At 61.3% G+C, this 16,906-nt stretch carries 16 protein-coding genes; 8 read left to right on the top strand and 8 right to left on the bottom strand.

Annotation, left to right across the window (positions count from 1 at the left end):
* Positions 1 to 4: 4 nt before the first annotated feature.
* The 6 genes from P3T20_RS02930 to P3T20_RS02905 form a co-directional block, all read right to left on the bottom strand.
* Positions 5 to 1,039, bottom strand: a complete 1,035-nt coding sequence (locus P3T20_RS02930) for an ABC transporter substrate-binding protein (RefSeq protein ID WP_143787778.1) — start codon at positions 1,037 to 1,039, stop codon at positions 5 to 7.
* Between the two features lie 252 nt (positions 1,040 to 1,291).
* Entirely contained in the window at positions 1,292 to 2,146 is an 855-nt protein-coding gene (locus P3T20_RS02925; RefSeq protein ID WP_074269144.1) for an urea carboxylase-associated family protein, read from the bottom strand.
* A gap of 105 nt (positions 2,147 to 2,251) precedes the next feature.
* The gene (locus tag P3T20_RS02920) at positions 2,252 to 2,926 is read right to left on the bottom strand and encodes a GntR family transcriptional regulator (protein WP_429285993.1); all 675 of its coding nucleotides are present in this window, start codon (positions 2,924 to 2,926) and stop codon (positions 2,252 to 2,254) included.
* A gap of 16 nt (positions 2,927 to 2,942) precedes the next feature.
* On the bottom strand, positions 2,943 to 4,478 hold the full coding sequence (locus P3T20_RS02915; protein ID WP_429285992.1) for an amino acid ABC transporter permease/ATP-binding protein: 1,536 nt from the start codon (positions 4,476 to 4,478) through the stop codon (positions 2,943 to 2,945).
* A 73-nt stretch (positions 4,479 to 4,551) separates the two neighbouring features.
* Positions 4,552 to 5,424 carry an ABC transporter substrate-binding protein gene (locus P3T20_RS02910; protein WP_074269141.1) on the bottom strand — a complete coding sequence of 291 codons (873 nt, stop codon included), beginning with the start codon at positions 5,422 to 5,424 and terminating at the stop codon, positions 4,552 to 4,554.
* A gap of 321 nt (positions 5,425 to 5,745) precedes the next feature.
* The gene (locus tag P3T20_RS02905; protein ID WP_074269140.1) at positions 5,746 to 6,549 is read right to left on the bottom strand and encodes an IclR family transcriptional regulator; all 804 of its coding nucleotides are present in this window, start codon (positions 6,547 to 6,549) and stop codon (positions 5,746 to 5,748) included.
* A gap of 172 nt (positions 6,550 to 6,721) precedes the next feature.
* Between P3T20_RS02905 and P3T20_RS02900 the strand changes: the two genes are divergently transcribed.
* The 8 genes from P3T20_RS02900 (at position 6,722) to P3T20_RS02865 (ending at position 14,909) form a co-directional block, all read left to right on the top strand.
* Complete coding sequence (locus P3T20_RS02900; RefSeq protein WP_074269139.1) at positions 6,722 to 7,504, top strand: ABC transporter substrate-binding protein; 783 nt, start codon at positions 6,722 to 6,724, stop codon at positions 7,502 to 7,504.
* A gap of 72 nt (positions 7,505 to 7,576) precedes the next feature.
* Positions 7,577 to 8,233: an amino acid ABC transporter permease gene (locus tag P3T20_RS02895; protein ID WP_074269138.1), complete on the top strand. Its 657-nt coding sequence runs from the start codon at positions 7,577 to 7,579 to the stop codon at positions 8,231 to 8,233.
* Positions 8,230 to 9,000 carry an amino acid ABC transporter ATP-binding protein gene (locus P3T20_RS02890; RefSeq protein WP_429285991.1) on the top strand — a complete coding sequence of 257 codons (771 nt, stop codon included), beginning with the start codon at positions 8,230 to 8,232 and terminating at the stop codon, positions 8,998 to 9,000. Before P3T20_RS02895 ends, P3T20_RS02890 begins: the two co-directional genes overlap by 4 nt.
* Positions 8,997 to 10,292: an NAD(P)/FAD-dependent oxidoreductase gene (locus P3T20_RS02885; protein WP_429285990.1), complete on the top strand. Its 1,296-nt coding sequence runs from the start codon at positions 8,997 to 8,999 to the stop codon at positions 10,290 to 10,292. Before P3T20_RS02890 ends, P3T20_RS02885 begins: the two co-directional genes overlap by 4 nt.
* Positions 10,293 to 10,400: 108 nt before the next feature.
* Positions 10,401 to 11,342, top strand: coding sequence for a bifunctional enoyl-CoA hydratase/phosphate acetyltransferase (locus P3T20_RS02880; protein ID WP_429285989.1), 942 nt, complete (start codon positions 10,401 to 10,403; stop codon positions 11,340 to 11,342).
* Between the two features lie 51 nt (positions 11,343 to 11,393).
* The gene (locus tag P3T20_RS02875; RefSeq protein WP_429285988.1) at positions 11,394 to 12,983 is read left to right on the top strand and encodes an aspartate:alanine exchanger family transporter; all 1,590 of its coding nucleotides are present in this window, start codon (positions 11,394 to 11,396) and stop codon (positions 12,981 to 12,983) included.
* Between the two features lie 144 nt (positions 12,984 to 13,127).
* Positions 13,128 to 13,553, top strand: a complete 426-nt coding sequence (locus P3T20_RS02870) for a DUF3830 family protein (RefSeq protein WP_429285987.1) — start codon at positions 13,128 to 13,130, stop codon at positions 13,551 to 13,553.
* A 138-nt stretch (positions 13,554 to 13,691) separates the two neighbouring features.
* Positions 13,692 to 14,909 carry a sensor histidine kinase gene (locus P3T20_RS02865; RefSeq protein ID WP_429285986.1) on the top strand — a complete coding sequence of 406 codons (1,218 nt, stop codon included), beginning with the start codon at positions 13,692 to 13,694 and terminating at the stop codon, positions 14,907 to 14,909.
* A 90-nt stretch (positions 14,910 to 14,999) separates the two neighbouring features.
* Here P3T20_RS02865 and P3T20_RS02860 read toward each other — a convergent pair whose 3' ends face one another.
* Both P3T20_RS02860 and P3T20_RS02855 read right to left on the bottom strand, forming a co-directional pair.
* Positions 15,000 to 15,128, bottom strand: coding sequence for an MFS transporter small subunit (locus P3T20_RS02860; protein WP_074269131.1), 129 nt, complete (start codon positions 15,126 to 15,128; stop codon positions 15,000 to 15,002).
* A gap of 11 nt (positions 15,129 to 15,139) precedes the next feature.
* Positions 15,140 to 16,543: an L-lactate MFS transporter gene (locus P3T20_RS02855; protein ID WP_074269130.1), complete on the bottom strand. Its 1,404-nt coding sequence runs from the start codon at positions 16,541 to 16,543 to the stop codon at positions 15,140 to 15,142.
* Between the last annotated feature and the right edge of the window lie 363 nt (positions 16,544 to 16,906).

The following is a 16,906-nucleotide window of genomic DNA, read 5'->3' as shown; positions in this document are numbered from 1 at the left end:
GCGTCTATTGCATGAACTTGAGCCAGCGGGCACGAGCGGCGATACCGGCATCGGAGGCCCACCATTCTTCGGAGAGTAGGGCCTGTTTCGCGGCATTGGCGGGCGAACTCGGCAGCTCGCTGGCACGTTGCGCGGTGATCTTGCCGGTCTTGAAGGCAGCCGGATTACCCGGCCCGTAGTCGATATAAAGCGGCAGATTAGCCTGCAGATCGGGCGAGAACGCCGCGTTGAGGAATTTCACTGCGGCCGCCTGGTTCGGCGCGTTCTTCACGATGCACAGTTGCGTGTTCTGCAGCAGGCCATCGTTGAAGGTGAAGTCGACATCGGGGTCGTCTTTGCGCACGGCGCTGGCGCGGCCATTCCAGATCATTTCCATGTCGACTTCGCCGTCGTGCAGCAACTGCGCCGATTGGCCGCCCGAGGTCCACCAGACCGTGATGTCCGGCTTGATTTGCTGCAGCTTCTTGAAGGCGCGATCCACGTCGAGCGGATAGAGCTTGTCGCGTGCCACGCCGTCTGCGAGTAGCGCGGCCTCGAGTGTGCCTTGCGGATCGTTGCGCAGGGCACGCGTGCCCGGGAAGTCCTTGACGTTCCAGAAGTCGGCCCAGCTTTGCGGGACTTTCTTGAGCGACTTCTTGTTATACGCAATCACCGTCGAGTAAAACTCGTAGGCCGCCGAGTACGGCGTGCGGTATTTTTCCGGTATCGACGCGGCGTTCGGGATCTTCGAGAAGTCGAGCTTTTCGATCAGGCCTTCCTTGCCGCCGCGCAGGCAGTTCGACGCGGGAGTGTCCACCACGTCCCAGATCGGCTTGCCCGCCGCAGCTTGCGCCTTGATGGCCGGGTACGCGTCGGGCACGCTGTCCTGATTGACGGTGATGTCGAGCAGTTTGGCTGCCGGATCGAGGATGGCCTTGGTCTGCGCTTCCTGGTAGACGCCGCCTTGCGAGACGAAGGTGATCTGGCCGCTCGCAGCCAGCACAGGTGTGCTCAGCAGCGTGATGGCGAGCGACAGAACAGTGACGCGACCTGGCTTCATCATTTTCACGGCGGCTATCCCCAAGGTTGGATGGTTCGTTAGCGAGGCCCGTGTCCGGATGTCATGCCACTTAGGAGTGCAGGCCGCTATCTGCGAAGCGTATCGGCGGCGCGAGGAGCCCGCGAGGCACATTGCGCCGGATACGTCGTGGTCAAAATGTAGGGGACCATTTTCCCGCTCGCAATTCCCGAATTGTTAGAGCGGGCATAACGCTACGTCATGGCTGGAAGAACGATGCGCAGAGGGCCTTGGTCAGCAACCGCATTTCCACTGCGGCGGCTGCAGCGCCATGCCATGCTGGCCCTTGTACGCAGCAACGGCGGGCGGCGTCCAGCCATCGAGCATCTGCGGCGCGAGGCGGTAGATTTCGATGCCAAGCGGGCGGCACACTTCCAGCGGATCGCGCGCGTCAGGTCCCCACATGGGCAATGACAGATCGCCGCCCGGGCAGGTCGACAGCGCGCACAGCAGGTCGATTTCCGCAAAGAACTCCAGGTAATCCCCCTTCTTGGCCGGGCACGCCTTCATGAAGTATTTGTCTTCGAGATTCAGTCCGGTGCACTGAAACACGTTGAGCACATCGTGCACGTCGTATTCGGTCAGGCCGTACGGAGCGATGGCGCGCGTCAGGTTTGAGTGGCAGTGGAAATGAAAGTCCTCACCGGTCAGCATCCGGTTCACATACGGATCGCAACGTGTGCCGAGCAGGTCGTGAACGCGCCCGCCATGTTCGTCGACGCCGTAGTCGGCGAGGCTGTCGTCGGTGATCGTCACCATGGGGCGCAGAAACGGCAGTGTCGACCACAGGCGGTCGAAGGTGCTGACGTGCGCCTGCTGCAACTGGCGCGTACGCGATGCCCACATGCGCTCGCGCGGGTTATGCAGGTTCCACATGTTCAGGTCGGCGACTTGCGGACCTTCGATCGTGACAATCCGGAACACGTGACCGGCCGGCACGCTCCAGGCCTGACCCGAACGGATCGGCACGACGATCGACTCGATCAGCGTGCGCGAGTCGTGTTCGGAGGCAATGCGTTGATAGAAGGCCTTGTCGGGGTCGAGCGCGGAACCCTTGGTGGACTGATAGGCGGCGGGGTAATTCAACATGCTGGTGACTCCTTCATGAGACAGGCCTACGGGCTGCGCTTGCTACGCGCGGCAGCCGTTTTGCGCAGTGGTCGTTGACTGAGGTGTGAATGAGAGGGAAGTGACTCAAAGGTAATCGAGCAACGCATGCTCCGACTGCTTCAGGTAGTCGGCGAGCGCGGCGCTGGCTTCGGCGGTGCAGCCGTTGGCGATCAGCTCGAGAATCTGCTGATCCTTCGCGATCCAGGGTCGCTGGAAGCGGCGCTCGTCGGGAGCGGAAGCGAACACGAGACGCAGTTGCGCCAGGATCGTCGTGAAGAACGTGTCGAACAGCGGGCTGCCGAGCAACTGCACGATGCGCCGATGAAACAGGAGGCTATAGGTGCCGACGCTGCGCCAGTCGCCTTCGTCCGTCGCCGCTTGCGCGTGCATGACGGCTTCGCGCATGGAAGCGATTTCGTTTTCTTCGATCGGGTCTTCGCGCAACAGGGCTTGCAGTTCGAGCGTACGCCGTACCCGGTAGATGTCGCGCACGTCGTGACGCGTCAAGGTGCGCACGATCACACCGCGATGCCGGTAATGCACCGCGAGTCCTTCGCGGCACAAGAGGCGCAGCGCTTCACGCAGCGTGTTGCGCGAGACGTCGTGAATCTGGGTGAGGTCGTTCTCGACGAGCGCCGTGCCCGGCGGCAATTTGCCTTCGATGATTTCGTCGCGGATCGTCGACAGGATCCGATCTGTGACCGATTGCTCGGGCTCCTGGCCGGTGAGGGTGGTAACAGCTGGATGCGAGGTAGGCATACGGTGTTTGTGTTTTTCAGGCAATGTGGACGTCTTTAAGGAAGCTGGCGATCCGCGAGGTCTTGTCCAGCGCAGCCAGTTCGTGCGGTGACGCGTCGCTGACGATCGTACCCGCTTCCATGAACACGATACGGTCTGAAATGCGGAACGCGAAGTTGATTTCGTGTGTGACGATGATCATGGTCATGCCTTCCCGGGCGAGTTCCTCGATTACCTTGAGCACCTCGGTGACCAGTTCGGGATCGAGCGCCGAGGTCGGTTCGTCGAACAATACGATCGACGGCTGCATCGCCAATGCTCGCGCAATGGCGACACGCTGCTGCTGGCCGCCGGAAAGCTGATGCGGATACTTCTGCGCATGCGCGGCCATGCCGACCTTCGCCAGCAACTGCATGCCGGCCTCTTCGAGCGCGGCCCCGTTGCGGCGCCCGTGATAGCGGGGCGCCAGCGTTACATTCTGCAGCGCTGTCTGGTGTGGAAACAGGTTGAAGCTCTGAAACACCATGCCGATATCGAGGATGCCGCGCACGTACTGTGCGTGCGGCACCTTGCCATGCCTGCCGCGGGGCGGCCACAGGAATGCCTCGCCGTGCAGCCGGACTTCACCATCGTCGAGCGTCTCCAGGCCGTTCAGCGTGCGTATCAGCGAGGTCTTGCCGGAGCCCGACGGGCCGATGATCGATACCACTTCGCCGGAGTGCACCGTCAGGTCGATCCCTCCAAGCACTTCATGATTGCCGTAACGTTTGCGGATGCCGATAGCCTCCAGCGCGCGCGCCGTACCGCCGGCTCGCGCTGCACGCGTGACCTTCGCAGCCGCCGGTGTTGACGCGGGCCGCGGCACCTCAATGGCAACGGCGGCGATGCCGGCCTGCTTGCGGCGCGTGACGTCCAGATGTTTTTCCAGCAGCTTCAACACATGGCCGAACACGGTGACGATCAGCACATAGTAGAACGATACGGCCAGCATCGTCTCGAGCACCTTGAAGTTTTGCGTGTACAGACGCTCACCCACCAGCAGGATTTCCGCCAGCGAAATGACCGACACGAGCGAGGTCAGCTTGACGATCGTAATGTACTCGTTGATGAGCGCAGGCAGCGCGACACGAAACGCCTGCGGCAGCACGATCAGCCGTTGCAGTCCGACGAAGCGGATGCCGAGCGCTTTACCCGCTTCGAGCTGGCCTTTGTGAAGCGACAGCAGGCCACCGCGATGGATCTCGGCGATATAGGCCGCTTCGCTGATCGACAGCGCCAGCAGGCCGGCCCAGAACGGATCGGACAACAGGCCGCCGGTCCAGGGCAGGACCTGCGGCAGGTTATAGACGAAGATCAGCAGCACCAGCAGCGGCAGGCTGCGAAACAGCCAGATGTAGGTGCTGCACGCCACGCGTAGCGGCGTGAAGACGGACTGTTTGCCGAGTGCAAGCGCGAAGCCTGCCACAATGCCGATCAGCCAGGTCGCGGCACTCAGTTCGACTACGAGCCAGGTGGCCTTCCAGAAAGCGGCGTCAAACAGCAATGAAGCCGTGTAGTGCCAGTCGAATACCATGAGCTTTCCCCTACGGCGTGCAGCCACGAGGACACGGGCGAGTGCCCGGCCTCAGGCTGCGCGCGGTGTGCCGTTAGTTCTGTGCCGTACCGAGCGCCAGGGCAATGTCATTGCCGGTCGGCTCCGCGACGTTGTACTGCTTGAGTAGTGCCTGGTATTCACCCGCCTGCTTCATCGACGCAAACGCACTCTTCAGCTCGGCGAGCAGCGCGTCATTGCCTTTCTTGACGCCGAGACCGATGACGACCGGATAGAGCGGGGTGGTCGAGGTAATCGCCACGCGTCCGCCAAGCTTGTTGACGGTCATCTGCGCCACGGCCGAGTCTTCGAACTGCGCGTCGACCGCGTGCGCCAGCACGGCCTGGGCCGCTTCCGGCGAAGTCTCGAACTCGCGCACGTCGATTGCGCCGCGACCGGCAGGCGCACAGACCTGTTTCGACACGTCGTTGAGTTTCGGAATCCACGACGCGCCCTTGATCGAACTTACGCGCTTGCCGCAAAGATCTTCCGGCGTCTTCGGGGCGAAGCCGGAATGGCTCAACGCGAGCAGCGAGCCGCCGGTTTTCAGGTAAGGCACGAAATCGATCTGCTTCGCGCGTTCCGGCGTCACATAGAGTGCCGATGCAATCACGTCGAAGCGGTTCGCGTTGACGCCGAGGATCAGGTTGGCGAAGCGCGTGTCGACGAATCCGGGTTTGAGTTTCAGATGCTCCGCGAGCCTGCTCATGAACGCAGGGTCGAAGCCGCTCGGGGTGGCGCCTTCGAGGTAGTCGTACGGCGGATAGGTCAAATCGGCGCCGACGGTTAAGGCGCCAGAGGTGACCGTCGGGATGCCCGTGGCCGCGAAGACATGGGTGGCTGCGCAGACCGCCCCGGTAGCGGTAGCGAATTTCGCCAGTTTCAGCAGGGCGTTCAGCAAAGAATTGAGGCAAAGATGGGCTTTCATGGGCTCTCACTCGTCGGTGTGGTGACAATATACATTGTTCAACAATAAGAAAATAATTGTTGAACAATTAAAGTGCCACCAAGCAGAATGTATGCCAATGAGGTGTGCGAAAGCGGCGAGCGGGTGTGAAACGGCGGACGGACAATGGGTTGGCCGATGGCGAGGAGGGCGGCCGGAAAGCGCCGGTATCGGTGGACGGGGAAGCCGAAGCACCATTTCCGTGCCTCGGGAGAGACACGAAGAGGCAGGCGAAGCGGTTGTGAATCGAAATCGTGCGTGCGGTGACGGTTTCGCGCGACGCTGCAGGTTGGCGCGCGCCTGTTATGAAATCAGCTCGAGTGTCCTGATCGAATTGCTGATACCGCGGGCGCAGTCGATCACCGCTGGCGCGAGCCGCTCCTGCGCCTCGGCGAGCGTCCACCGGCTGGTGGGCGCCACGACGTGCACCGCCGCTACCGGCCTTCTCTGGCTATCGATTACCGGTGCTGCGATCGTCATATCGCCGATGAACAACTCTTCGCGATTCGTCGCATAGCCGTTGCGCTGTGCGTCGGCAAGGCGCTGCCCGATCTCCCCGATATCCGTCAGCGTGTGTGGCGTGTATCCGATCAGATCCATTTTCGCGAGCCGCTCGAGCGCCTCATCGCGCGGCAACGCGCTGAGGTAGGCACGGCCCGACCCGGTGCAGTACATCGGAATCCGGCTGCCGATCGGCATGTGGATTGGTACGAACTTCGTACATACAAAACGGGCTACGTAGACCATTTCGTCGTCGTCGGGCTCGGTCAGATTGGTGGTCTCGCCGGTGACGTTCGTCAGTTCAGAGAGGAACGGGTTGGCCACGTCGATCAACGTGTCGGCCGCCAGATAGTTGAAGCCGATCTGCATCGCGCGCAGCGTCAACTGATAGCGGCGGGTGAGCGGATGTTTGCGCACGTAGCCGAGCTTCTCGAGCGTGTAGATCATGCGCTGGGCCGAACTCTTTGTTATGCCGGTGGCTTCGGCTACTTCTGCGAGCGTCATGGTGCGCCGTTTCGCGCTGAAGGCGCGCAACACGGCCAAGCCCTTTTCCAGCGACTGGTTGAACAGCAGGTCGACCTCTTTGTCCTCGTTCAGCTCGCTCATGTGCGCCTTTGATCCATCTTGTTTTGCCAGGTTGGATACAGTCTATCGTATCGAATATCGATACACACAAATTTCTTTGCGATTTTTTTGATTTGATTATCATGCTTCAAACACCGTGTATCGCTGTGGAAGAGTCGCAGTAGGTTCAAACCATCCCAATCTGGAGATCCGTATGATTCCGCTCGTCAAACGCCTCGCCGGTGCTGCAACCGGCCTTGCTATCGCTTTGTCCTGTGTAATTGCGGTGGCCGCCATTGCGGTGGCCGCCGAGCAGCCGGCTTACACGGTAGGCGCCACGGCAACCGGTGTGCCGTTCACCTTCCTCGACGTGAAGACCGGTTCGATTCAGGGCATGATGGTCGACGCCATCACGGCGGCGGGCAAGGAAGGCGGTTTCCAGGTCAGTGTCCAGCAAACGACGTTCTCCGCGCTGATTCCGTCGCTTACCACCAAAAAAATCGACATCATCTCTGCGGCAATGCTGAAGACGCCGGCGCGCCAGCAGGTCGTCGATTTCTCCGACACGGTCTACTCGTACGGCGAAGGGCTGATGGTCAAGGCAGACGATACCGGGCATTACACGTCGATGGACGACCTGAAGGGCGAAGTAGTGGGCGCTCAGGTCGGCACGGCATTCGTCGATGCCTTGAACAAGCGGGGCATCTTCAAGGAAGTGCGCACATACGACTCGGTGGCCGACATCATGCGCGACGTCGCGCTTGGCCGTATCAAGGCGGGATTCGGCGACCAGCCCATCATTGCGTATCAGCTCGAACACGGTGCGAATCCGCAGGTAAAACTCGTGAAGGAGTATCAACCGGATGTGAAGGGCCAGGTGTGTTTCGTAGTCCGTAAGGGCGACTCGGCGACGCTTGAAATGCTCAATCAGGCCATCAAGAAGATGAAGGCAGACGGTTCCCTGCAGCAGGTCCTGCAGAAATGGCATATGGAGTAACGCCGCGCATCGCTTCATCCAGCCTGGCCGTGTCCGTGCCGCGCGCATCTTCGGTGTAATTCGGGGAGAACCATGTTCCTGCAGAATGCGATCGAGTTCCTGCCAATCCTGCTGAAAGGCGCCATCGTCACGATCGAGATTACCGTTTGCTCGTTCGTATTGAGCTCGGTACTCGGTCTGGTGCTGGCGTTGCTGAAGGTATCGCGCAACCGGGCCGCGTCGGTGTTCGCGACCACCGTGATCAACGTGATCCGCGGGCTGCCGATTATCGTCCAGTTGTTCTACATCTACTTCGTGCTGCCGGATATCGGCATTCAGCTCTCGGCATTTCAGGCCGGTGTTGCAGGGCTCGGTTTCGCCTACTCGGCCTATCAGGCCGAGAACTTCCGGGCAGGCATCGAAGCGATCGACCACGGGCAGATCGAGGCCGCGCAGTCGATCGGCATGCGCAGTGCGCTGATCATGCGGCGCGTGGTGTTGCCGCAGGCGTTTCGTATCGCGCTGCCGCCGTACTGCAACACGCTCGTGATGATGCTCAAGGACTCGTCGCTTGCCTCGACGATTACCGTCGCCGAAATGACCCGTCAGGGCCAGTTGATCGCCTCGTCGACATTCCAGAACATGACCGTGTTTACGCTGGTCGCGCTGCTCTATCTCGCACTCAGCTTGCCGTTGGTGTTTGGCCTGCACCGGCTTGAAAAGCGGCTTGGATTGAGGAAAAGCACATGATCGAGGTCAGGGCGGTTCACAAGCGGTTTCACGATCAGCATGTGCTGAAGGGCGTGTCGCTCGGCGTGAAACAGGGGCAGGTAGTGTGTCTGATCGGACCGTCTGGATCCGGGAAATCGACGCTGCTTCGCTGCATCAACGGCCTCGAGACGTATGACGACGGCTTGATCGAAATTGCCGGCGCGCGCGTCGATGCGCACGCGAAGAACATCCACGAACTGCGTACCCAGGTGGGGATGGTGTTTCAGCGCTTCAACCTGTTTCCGCATCGCACCGCGCTCGAAAACGTGATGGAGGGTCCGGTGTACGTCAAGAAGGTCGCGCCTGCTGTGGCGCGAGAGGAAGCGCAGCAACTGCTCGACAAAGTGGGGCTGTCGCATCGGATCAACGCTTATCCGGGGGAACTGTCGGGCGGTCAACAGCAGCGCGTGGCGATTGCGAGGGCGCTCGCGATGAAACCGCGGGCCATCCTGTTCGACGAGCCGACTTCGGCGCTCGATCCGGAACTGGTCGGCGAAGTGCTCAATGTGATGCGTACGCTCGCGCGCGACGGTATGACGATGATCGTCGTGACCCACGAGATGGGCTTTGCCCGCGAAGTGGCAGAGCGGGTCTGCTTTCTGCACGGCGGCACGATCTGTGAGGAGGGCGCGGCGAGCGAGGTGCTTGAACATCCGCAGCATCCGCGCACCCAGGATTTTCTGCGGCGTCTGTTGTCGCCTCATGACTCCGCTTCATCTTCTCCATCTTCCAGCACTCCGAAATGATTGCAGTCAACGCTGAGATGTCTTTGCCCGACTCGCTCTGGGCGGCCACCGCGACGCCCGCGACTGCTACTCCACCGCTAACTGAATCCGCAACGTTCGACGTGGCGATCATCGGGGCCGGCTATACGGGGCTTTCCACTGCATTACATCTTGCCGAGCGCGGTGTGCGCGTGTGTGTGCTCGATGCCGCGGAGCCAGGGTGGGGCGCATCGGGCCGCAACGGCGGCCAGGTGATCCCGGGCCTTAAATACGACCCCGATGAACTCGTGCGGCGCTATGGCGAAACGGCAGGCAACGCGCTCGTCGAGATCGTGGGCGGCGCGGCCGATACGGTTTTCGATCTGATTCACAGGTATGGAATCGACTGCGCTGCGTTGCGCCACGGCTGGATTCAGCCTGCGCATTCAGCTGCGATGCTCGAGACGGTGGTGCGACGCGCGCGCCAGTGGGAGGCGCGCGGCGCGTCCGTGAGCGTGCTCGATGCAAAAGCCGTGTCGCAACGCGTTGGAACGGACGCATTCGTGGGTGGCTGGGTCGATCACCGTGCCGGCAGCATCCAGCCGCTCAGTTACGCGCGCGGCCTTGCACGGGTTGCGGTCGGGCTGGGGGTGACCGTGCATGGCGGTACGCTCGCGACTTCGCTGGTTCACGAGGGGAACATGTGGCGCGTCGCAACCGCACGCGGCCCGGTTGTGACGGCGAGCCGGGTCGTGCTGGCGACCAACGGTTATACGGGCCCGCTCTGGCCGAAACTGGAGCGAACGGTGATTGCTGCGAACAGCTTCATCGTGGCGACTCGGCCGCTCGCGCCCACGGTGACGGATAGCATTCTGAGCGGCGGCGAAGTCGCATCCGATTCGCGCCGTCTGCTGCTCTATTTTCGCCGCGATCCGCAGGGTCGCTTACTGATGGGGGGGCGCGGGCCGTTTTCCGAACCGCGCAGCGCCAGCGACTGGTCACACCTCGAACGGTCTGTGCAACTGTTGTTTCCTCAGCTCAAGGGGATCGAATACGAATACCGCTGGGCGGGACGCATTGCCATTACCGCGGACTTTCTGCCGCACGTTCACGAACCGGCTCCGGGCCTCACGATTGCACTCGGCTACAACGGACGTGGCATCGCTATGGCGACGACACTGGGCAAGCACCTTGCCGCCCGCTTGTGCGGCGACGCGAGTACGGCGTTTCCGTTTCCGGCTACTCCGATCCGGCCCGTTCCGTTGCATGGCTTGCAGCGTTTCTACATTGCTGCGGGAGTCGCCTGGTACCGCATGCTCGACGCGCTGTCCTGACTGCCGGCCGCACAATGCGTCGAGCGTTCGCTCATTGAAAACATTCATCAGACCAACTACAGTTATCCAGCAGTCTCCGACCGCACGCAGTCCAGGGAGCCGTAGCCGATGGAAAACAAGCACGAGAAATACGCGCGTCTCATCGCCAGTTGCCAGGCGCTCGAACCGATGCGCTGCGGCGTGGTTCATCCATGCGACGAGAGTGCGCTGCGCGGCGCCGTGGATGCCGCCAGGCAGCATCTGTTAATCCCCACCCTGATTGGGCCGGAGCAAAAAATCCGTGCCGTTGCTGCCGCTTGCGAACTGGACATTTCGGGCTACTCGATTGTCGACGCCGAGCATAGCCACGCCTCCGCTGACACGGCAGTGCGCCTGGCACGCGAAGGAGCGGTCGACGCGCTCATGAAAGGCAGCCTGCATACGGATGAACTGATGGGCGCGGTGGTCAAGCGCGAGACCGGGTTACGTACCGAGCGGCGCATCAGTCATTGTTTCGTCATGGACGTGCCTGCGCTTAAGCAGCCGCTGATTGTGAGCGACGCTGCTGTGAACATTGTTCCGACCTTGCAGGACAAGGTGCATATCATTCAGAACGCGATCGATCTTGCCCATGCGCTCGGCGTCGGGTTGCCGAAAGTGGCGATACTTTCGGCCGTCGAAACGGTCAACCCGACTATGCCCACAACGGTTGAAGCTGGCGCACTGTGCAAGATGGCCGATCGCGGACAGATCACCGGCGCGCTGCTCGATGGGCCGCTTGCGCTCGATAACGCCATCGATCTGAATGCGGCGAAGATCAAGCACATCGACTCGCCGGTGGCGGGCCAGGCCGATATCCTGATCGTGCCGGATCTCGAAGCGGGCAACATGCTCGCCAAGAGCCTGACCTTCCTGGCCGGCGCCGATGCCGCGGGAATCGTGCTCGGTGCGCGGCTGCCCATCGTCCTCACCAGCCGGGCCGACTCGCTGACGGCGCGTCTTGCGTCCTGTGCGGTGGCGGCATTGTTTGCAAACTGGAGGCGGGCGCAACCCACCAAGGCGATCTTATGACGTGCGCCGAACCTCTGTTGCACCACGGCTGAACCGAAGTCGGAGGTCGCCATGCAGTTCGTCAAGGCGCTGCTCGAACAGCAGCCGATGTTCGCATTGTTCCTCACCATCGCGATTGGCTACGTGGTGGGGGAAATCAGCATCAAGGGATTTTCTCTCGGCGTAGGGGCGGTTTTGTTCGTCGGGTTGGCGGTCGGCTGGTTTGCGCCGAAATCGGCGCCTGCGGCAATGGTCGGTACGCTCGGCCTCGCGCTGTTTCTGTATGCGGTAGGAGCGCAGTACGGCAAGCAGTTTTTCCTCGGCTTCAGCAGCGCCTATGGACGCCGGGCGAATCTCATTGCGCTCGTCGGCGTGCTGCTATCCGGCGTCGTGAGTCTGGTCTGCATGAAAATCTATCAGCTCAATCCGGGTCACGCGTTAGGCCTGTTCGCCGGCGCAGGCACCAGCACGGCAACGCTGCAGGCGGCGCTCGCGGAGCTCGGTAACGACGATGCGGCGGTGGGCTATTCGGTCGCGTATCCGTTCGGCGTGGCGGGGCCGATTTTGTTGCTTTATATCACCTTCGCGCTGGTGAAGCCGAAGATTGCGGCGCCCTCGGCTGCCGGCATGGAAATACTCGAGGTCTCGCTGGATAACCCGCATTTTGCGGGGAAAACGCTGGCTGAGTTGATGAGCGGTCTGCCTGCGGATGTGCAGATCGTGGCGCGTCGCCGGGCGCATCACAACGAACCGGCCAGGCCCGACCTGGTGCTGGCGGAACATGACTTGCTGCTGATGGTCGGTCCGAACCGCGCCACGCTCGACCTCGCGGGAGAAAGCCTTGGCGAGGCGGAGCCGGGACGGATGGTCAAGGACCGCCAGCACCTCGATTACCTGCGGGTATTTGCATCGCGCCCGGCGGTGGTGGGCAGAACCCTGGCCGAACTCGGCTTGCCGGGTGAAAACGCTGCGGTGATTGCTCATGTGCGGCGCGGCGATGCCGATATGCTGGCGCGCCTGGATCTCGTTCTCGAGTTCGGCGACCGCGTGGGTCTGCTCGCGAATCCCGCGGATTTCGCGGGGCTACGCAGGTTCTTCGGCAATTCGATCAAGGGAACCGCTGAATTCAGCTACATCTCAATCGGCCTTGGGATGGCGTTAAGTTTCCTGCTCGGCGCGATCAGCATCCCTCTGCCTGGCATCGGCAAGATCGGCCTGGGATTATCAGGCGTACTGATCGTAGCGCTGATCCTCGGAAAATTGCGTCGCACCGGTGGGCTGAACTGGACCATTCCGCTCTCGGCTAACCTTGTGCTGCGTAACCTGGGGCTGACGCTGTTTCTCGCCCAGGTCGGCATGGCATCGGGCCCGCGCTTTGCCTCGACGGTATCGCAGACGGGCTTGTTGATGCTCGGCCTCGGCGCGGTAGTACTGCTGGCGCTCGCTATCCCCGTCATCGTGCTGGGGCTGTTCGTTTGCCATATGTCGTTCGATCAGGTGGCGGGCATCGTCGCTGGGGCTTGCGGCAATCCGGCTATCCTTGCCTACGCGAGCAAGCTGGCGCCGACGGATGAGCCGGACATCGGCTATGCGATGATTTTCCCCGGCATGACCATCATCAAGATACTGTTCGTGGATATCGTGCCGGCACTGCTGCGTTGACCGTGATGAAGATCCGGCTTGCGCTCCCAGCGTAACTGGCCTGACCGAAGGTGTCCGAACTGTACCTGTCGTGCTCTTTTTGGAGCCCACAGAATGACGACCGGCCGACCATCCCGTTCAACCTGATCTAGCGGACCAACAGCAATGACCCGACTTCGTCTCACCTCCTGCGGCTACGAATTTATTGCCGAAACCAATCCGGATGCACCGCAAACGGTCGCCGCCTTCCTGAAGCTCTTGCCGTATCGCCAGAAAATCATCCACGTTCGCTGGAGCGGCGAGGGCTGCTGGGTGCCGCTCGGCGATTTCAAGCTCGAAAACGACGGCAAGGCCGTGGGCTTTGAAAATCACACGAGCCATCCGTCGGTCGGCGATATTCTGTTTTATCCCGGCGGCTACAGCGAAACCGAGATCATCCTCGCCTATGGCTCGTGCTGTTTTGCCAGCAAGATGGGACAACTGGCCGGCAACCATTTTCTGACCATCGTCGAAGGCAAGGAGCGTCTGCGTGAACTCGGCACCAAGGTGCTGTGGGAAGGTGCCCAGGACGTGCTGTTCGAGCTGGTCTAGTCAATCGTCTGAGGGAAGGCCGCGAGGCTTGGCGTCAGCCGGGCGTGATACGCTGGTACGGTAGGTGATCGAGCGAGCCCCGCTGGCAGGGGCGAGCGTTCATTTTTCCCGTTCCCACGCGGCGGCAGGCCCTGATTCATGTCCGATACGCAAGTACGTCCACTCCGTGCGTTTGCCGAAAGCCTTCGTCTGGATCAGGTCAATCTGACCGAGCGCTGGATGCGGGCTGTCTTCCATGACACCGAGCTGAGCGATGCCGACCGGCTGACGTATGAGCAGCTCTCCGATCATATCCCGGCCATTCTCGAGGAAATCTGCAGCGCGCTTGAAGATCAGGATCTGGACCAGGTCGAGCCGGCCATCGAGCGCAACGCGCGCAAGCATGGCAAGCTGCGCTGGAAGCAGGGCTACCGGATCGACGAACTGGTGCGCGAGCTCGACCTGTTCCGGCAGATGCTGGCCGGCCAGATTGTCCAGTTCAGCGAATCCCGGCCGTATTTCACGCGGCGTCACGAAGAGCGCGCGCGGCACTTTATCGATGAAGCTGTCAGTTTCGTTACGCTGACGTCGATTCGCGAGGTGGTAACCGAGCGCGACCGCAAGATCGACGATTACACTGGCCGGCTCGAACGCGCCAATCACGAACTCACCCTGAAGCAGAAGCTGGTCGGCGATCTGTACGAGTCGCGCATGCAGATCACGCGCAGCGTCGTGCACGATCTGCGCAACTTCCTGAACGTCTTTTCGATGGCGCTGCAATTGATGTCGCGCGCACCCACCAAGGTCGAAGCGGCGTTGGCGCTCGCCAATCGCCAGGCGGTCGACATGAAGGTCCTCGTGGACGAACTGGTCGAGTATTCCGTTGTGCTTGGCGATACCAATCCGCTTGTCGTCGAGGCGTTCCCGCTGCGCGAACTGTTCGACGAACTGGTGGCATCGTGCGGTCCGGCGATCGAAGCGAAGGGCTTGCGTTTAAGCCCTATCTTCGATGCCGGCTTGAGCACGGTGGTGTCGAACCGGCTCAAGCTGAAACAGGTAGCGCTCAATCTGCTGACTAACGCGTCGAAATACACCAAGGTGGGGCAGGTCGAACTCGCGATGACGACTGATGGCGACGACCGGTGGCGTTTGCGGGTATCGGACACAGGAGTCGGGATCGGGGTGTCGGACCGTGAGCGCGTGTTCAAGGAATTCGAGCGCGCGACTGGGGACGATATTCCCGGTGCTGGGCTGGGGCTTGCGATTGTGCGGGAGTTGTCGCGAGTGCTTGGCGGGCAGATCCGCTTCGACTCCTATGAGGGTGAAGGGACGAGCTTTGAAATTACGTTTCCGCTGCGGCTGGAATCGCCGGACTGAGTACTACGTGTGCATTTGAGGACGGACGCCCTACGCGTCTTTGCGTAGGGCGTCCGCGTTGCAACGCCAATGTCAATGTCGATATCGCGATCAGCTAAAGAGCTTCATCGCTTGCAGCAGCGTATTCACCACGCCCCATGCAAGGGGAATCAACACATATAGCCAGAACACACCGAGCTTGAGTGCGGAAGTAGGTTGGGCAGCTTGATTGGTGCTCATATCAGGTCTCCTTATTGTCCGCTCTTGAGTTGTGCGTCGCTCATGTGGTGCTTCTCGTCCACCCGCTTGACCAGCAGGTTACACACGAAGCCGACCACCAGCAGGACTGCCATGATGTGCACCGTCATCGTATAGGCGTCGGCCTTGGCCACGCCATGTGCGACTTCATAGGCACGGATGTAATTCACCAGCACAGGGCCTGCCACCCCTGCTGCTGCCCATGCGGTCAGCAAGCGGCCGTGAATACCGCCGACGAAAGCGGTGCCGAACATATCCGCGAGGTAAGCCGGCACAGTTGCGAAGCCGCCGCCGTACATCGAGAGAATCACGCAGTAGGCCAGCACGAACAATGCGATCTGCCCCGAGGCGGCAAATCCCGGCACGAGGTAATACAGCACGGCACCCAGCGCAAAAAAGATGAAGTACGTATTCTTGCGGCCGATCCAGTCGGATGCCGAGGCCCACACAAAGCGGCCGCCCATGTTGAAGAGCGACAGCAGTCCGACGAAGCCCGCTGCGGCCGCCGCCGTGACTGTGCTCTTGAAGCTCTCCTGAATCATCACCGACGCCTGGCCGAGAATGCCGATGCCGGCCGTCACGTTCAGAAACAGCACGAGCCAGATCAGATAGAACTGCGGGGTCTTCAATGCCTGATCGATATGCACGTGATTGCGCGAGATCATCTTGTTCTGGTTAGTGACGGGCGGTGTCCAGCCTGCCGGCTTCCAGTCGGGCGCAGGTACGCGAATCGCGAGCGCACCGATCGACATCGAAATGAAGTAGGCGATGCCCAGCACTACGAAGGTTTCCCAAACACCGTTGCTGGTCGCGCTGTGGAAGTGGTTCATCAGCGCGACGGAGAGCGGTGCTGCAATCATCGCGCCGCCGCCGAAGCCCATGATGGCCATGCCGGTCGCCATGCCGCGACGGTCGGGAAACCAGCGGATCAACGTGGAGACTGGCGATACATAGCCGAGTCCCAGGCCGATGCCGCCGATCACCCCATAGCCGAGGTACAGCAACACAATCTGATGCAGCCACACGCCAAGCGCCGATACCAGGAAGCCGCCGCCGAAGCAGCATGCCGCGGTGAACATCGTACGGCGCGGGCCGACCCGCTCGAGCCACTTGCCGCCAAACGCTGCCGACAAACCAAGGCACACGATTGCCAGCGAGAAAATCCAGCCGAGCGTGGTCAACGACCAGTCGTCCGGCGCGGATTGCGTGATGCCGATCACCTTGGTGAGCGGTCCGTTGAACACGGAGAACGCGTACGCCTGGCCGATGCACAGATGCACGGCGAGCGCCGCGGGCGGCACCATCCAGCGCGAGAAGCCTGGACCAGCAACGGTCGCCTGTTTGGAAAAGAAGGGTGCGGAGCCTGGGTTGTTGCGCGGCTCGGTAATACTGCTCATATTTGGGTCTCCGATTACGATTCTTACTTGTTATCGGCGCTCGCGGGCAATGCTTGAGCTTTAAGGCGCGGCATCGCACGGGAGATGCGCCGTGCACATATGTTGTTCAATTTCATATTGATTCAACTTCTGCACGACGCCTGGGCCGTCAAGCAACGATAGGTCTCGCGGATCGCCTTGGCAATATGAGATGAGAATGCATAAGGAATACGCCTGGCATACGGGCGCAGGCGCGTCTCGCTCGCTTCGCTGTAAGGTAAAGAAAGCAAAATGCCGCCCAGGGCGGCATTTTTTCGGGCTGATCGAACCGCGAAATAGCAGGACATTGACGGCGCGCCCGAGGACGGGGCACCGCTGCGGGGT

The sequence above is a fragment of the Paraburkholderia sp. GAS206C genome, assembly GCF_050435645.1.
In the GTDB taxonomy this organism is placed as follows: domain Bacteria; phylum Pseudomonadota; class Gammaproteobacteria; order Burkholderiales; family Burkholderiaceae; genus Paraburkholderia; species Paraburkholderia phenazinium_B.
This window is presented reverse-complemented; position numbering and strand designations above follow the sequence as displayed.

Bases quoted from the DNA above. Each gene is read 5' to 3' on its own strand.
- P3T20_RS02860 (WP_074269131.1), bottom strand. From the start codon at position 15,128: ATGAGCACCAATCAAGCTGCCCAACCTACTTCCGCACTCAAGCTCGGT.
- P3T20_RS02870 (WP_429285987.1), top strand. From the start codon at position 13,128: ATGACCCGACTTCGTCTCACCTCCTGCGGCTACGAATTTATTGCCGAA.
- P3T20_RS02910 (WP_074269141.1), bottom strand. From the start codon at position 5,424: ATGAAAGCCCATCTTTGCCTCAATTCTTTGCTGAACGCCCTGCTGAAA.
- P3T20_RS02905 (WP_074269140.1), bottom strand. From the start codon at position 6,549: ATGAGCGAGCTGAACGAGGACAAAGAGGTCGACCTGCTGTTCAACCAG.
- P3T20_RS02875 (WP_429285988.1), top strand. From the start codon at position 11,394: ATGCAGTTCGTCAAGGCGCTGCTCGAACAGCAGCCGATGTTCGCATTG.
- P3T20_RS02855 (WP_074269130.1), bottom strand. From the start codon at position 16,543: ATGAGCAGTATTACCGAGCCGCGCAACAACCCAGGCTCCGCACCCTTC.
- P3T20_RS02865 (WP_429285986.1), top strand. From the start codon at position 13,692: ATGTCCGATACGCAAGTACGTCCACTCCGTGCGTTTGCCGAAAGCCTT.
- P3T20_RS02925 (WP_074269144.1), bottom strand. From the start codon at position 2,146: ATGTTGAATTACCCCGCCGCCTATCAGTCCACCAAGGGTTCCGCGCTC.
- P3T20_RS02930 (WP_143787778.1), bottom strand. From the start codon at position 1,039: ATGAAGCCAGGTCGCGTCACTGTTCTGTCGCTCGCCATCACGCTGCTG.
- P3T20_RS02900 (WP_074269139.1), top strand. From the start codon at position 6,722: ATGATTCCGCTCGTCAAACGCCTCGCCGGTGCTGCAACCGGCCTTGCT.
- P3T20_RS02920 (WP_429285993.1), bottom strand. From the start codon at position 2,926: ATGCCTACCTCGCATCCAGCTGTTACCACCCTCACCGGCCAGGAGCCC.
- P3T20_RS02890 (WP_429285991.1), top strand. From the start codon at position 8,230: ATGATCGAGGTCAGGGCGGTTCACAAGCGGTTTCACGATCAGCATGTG.
- P3T20_RS02880 (WP_429285989.1), top strand. From the start codon at position 10,401: ATGGAAAACAAGCACGAGAAATACGCGCGTCTCATCGCCAGTTGCCAG.
- P3T20_RS02895 (WP_074269138.1), top strand. From the start codon at position 7,577: ATGTTCCTGCAGAATGCGATCGAGTTCCTGCCAATCCTGCTGAAAGGC.
- P3T20_RS02915 (WP_429285992.1), bottom strand. From the start codon at position 4,478: ATGGTATTCGACTGGCACTACACGGCTTCATTGCTGTTTGACGCCGCT.
- P3T20_RS02885 (WP_429285990.1), top strand. From the start codon at position 8,997: ATGATTGCAGTCAACGCTGAGATGTCTTTGCCCGACTCGCTCTGGGCG.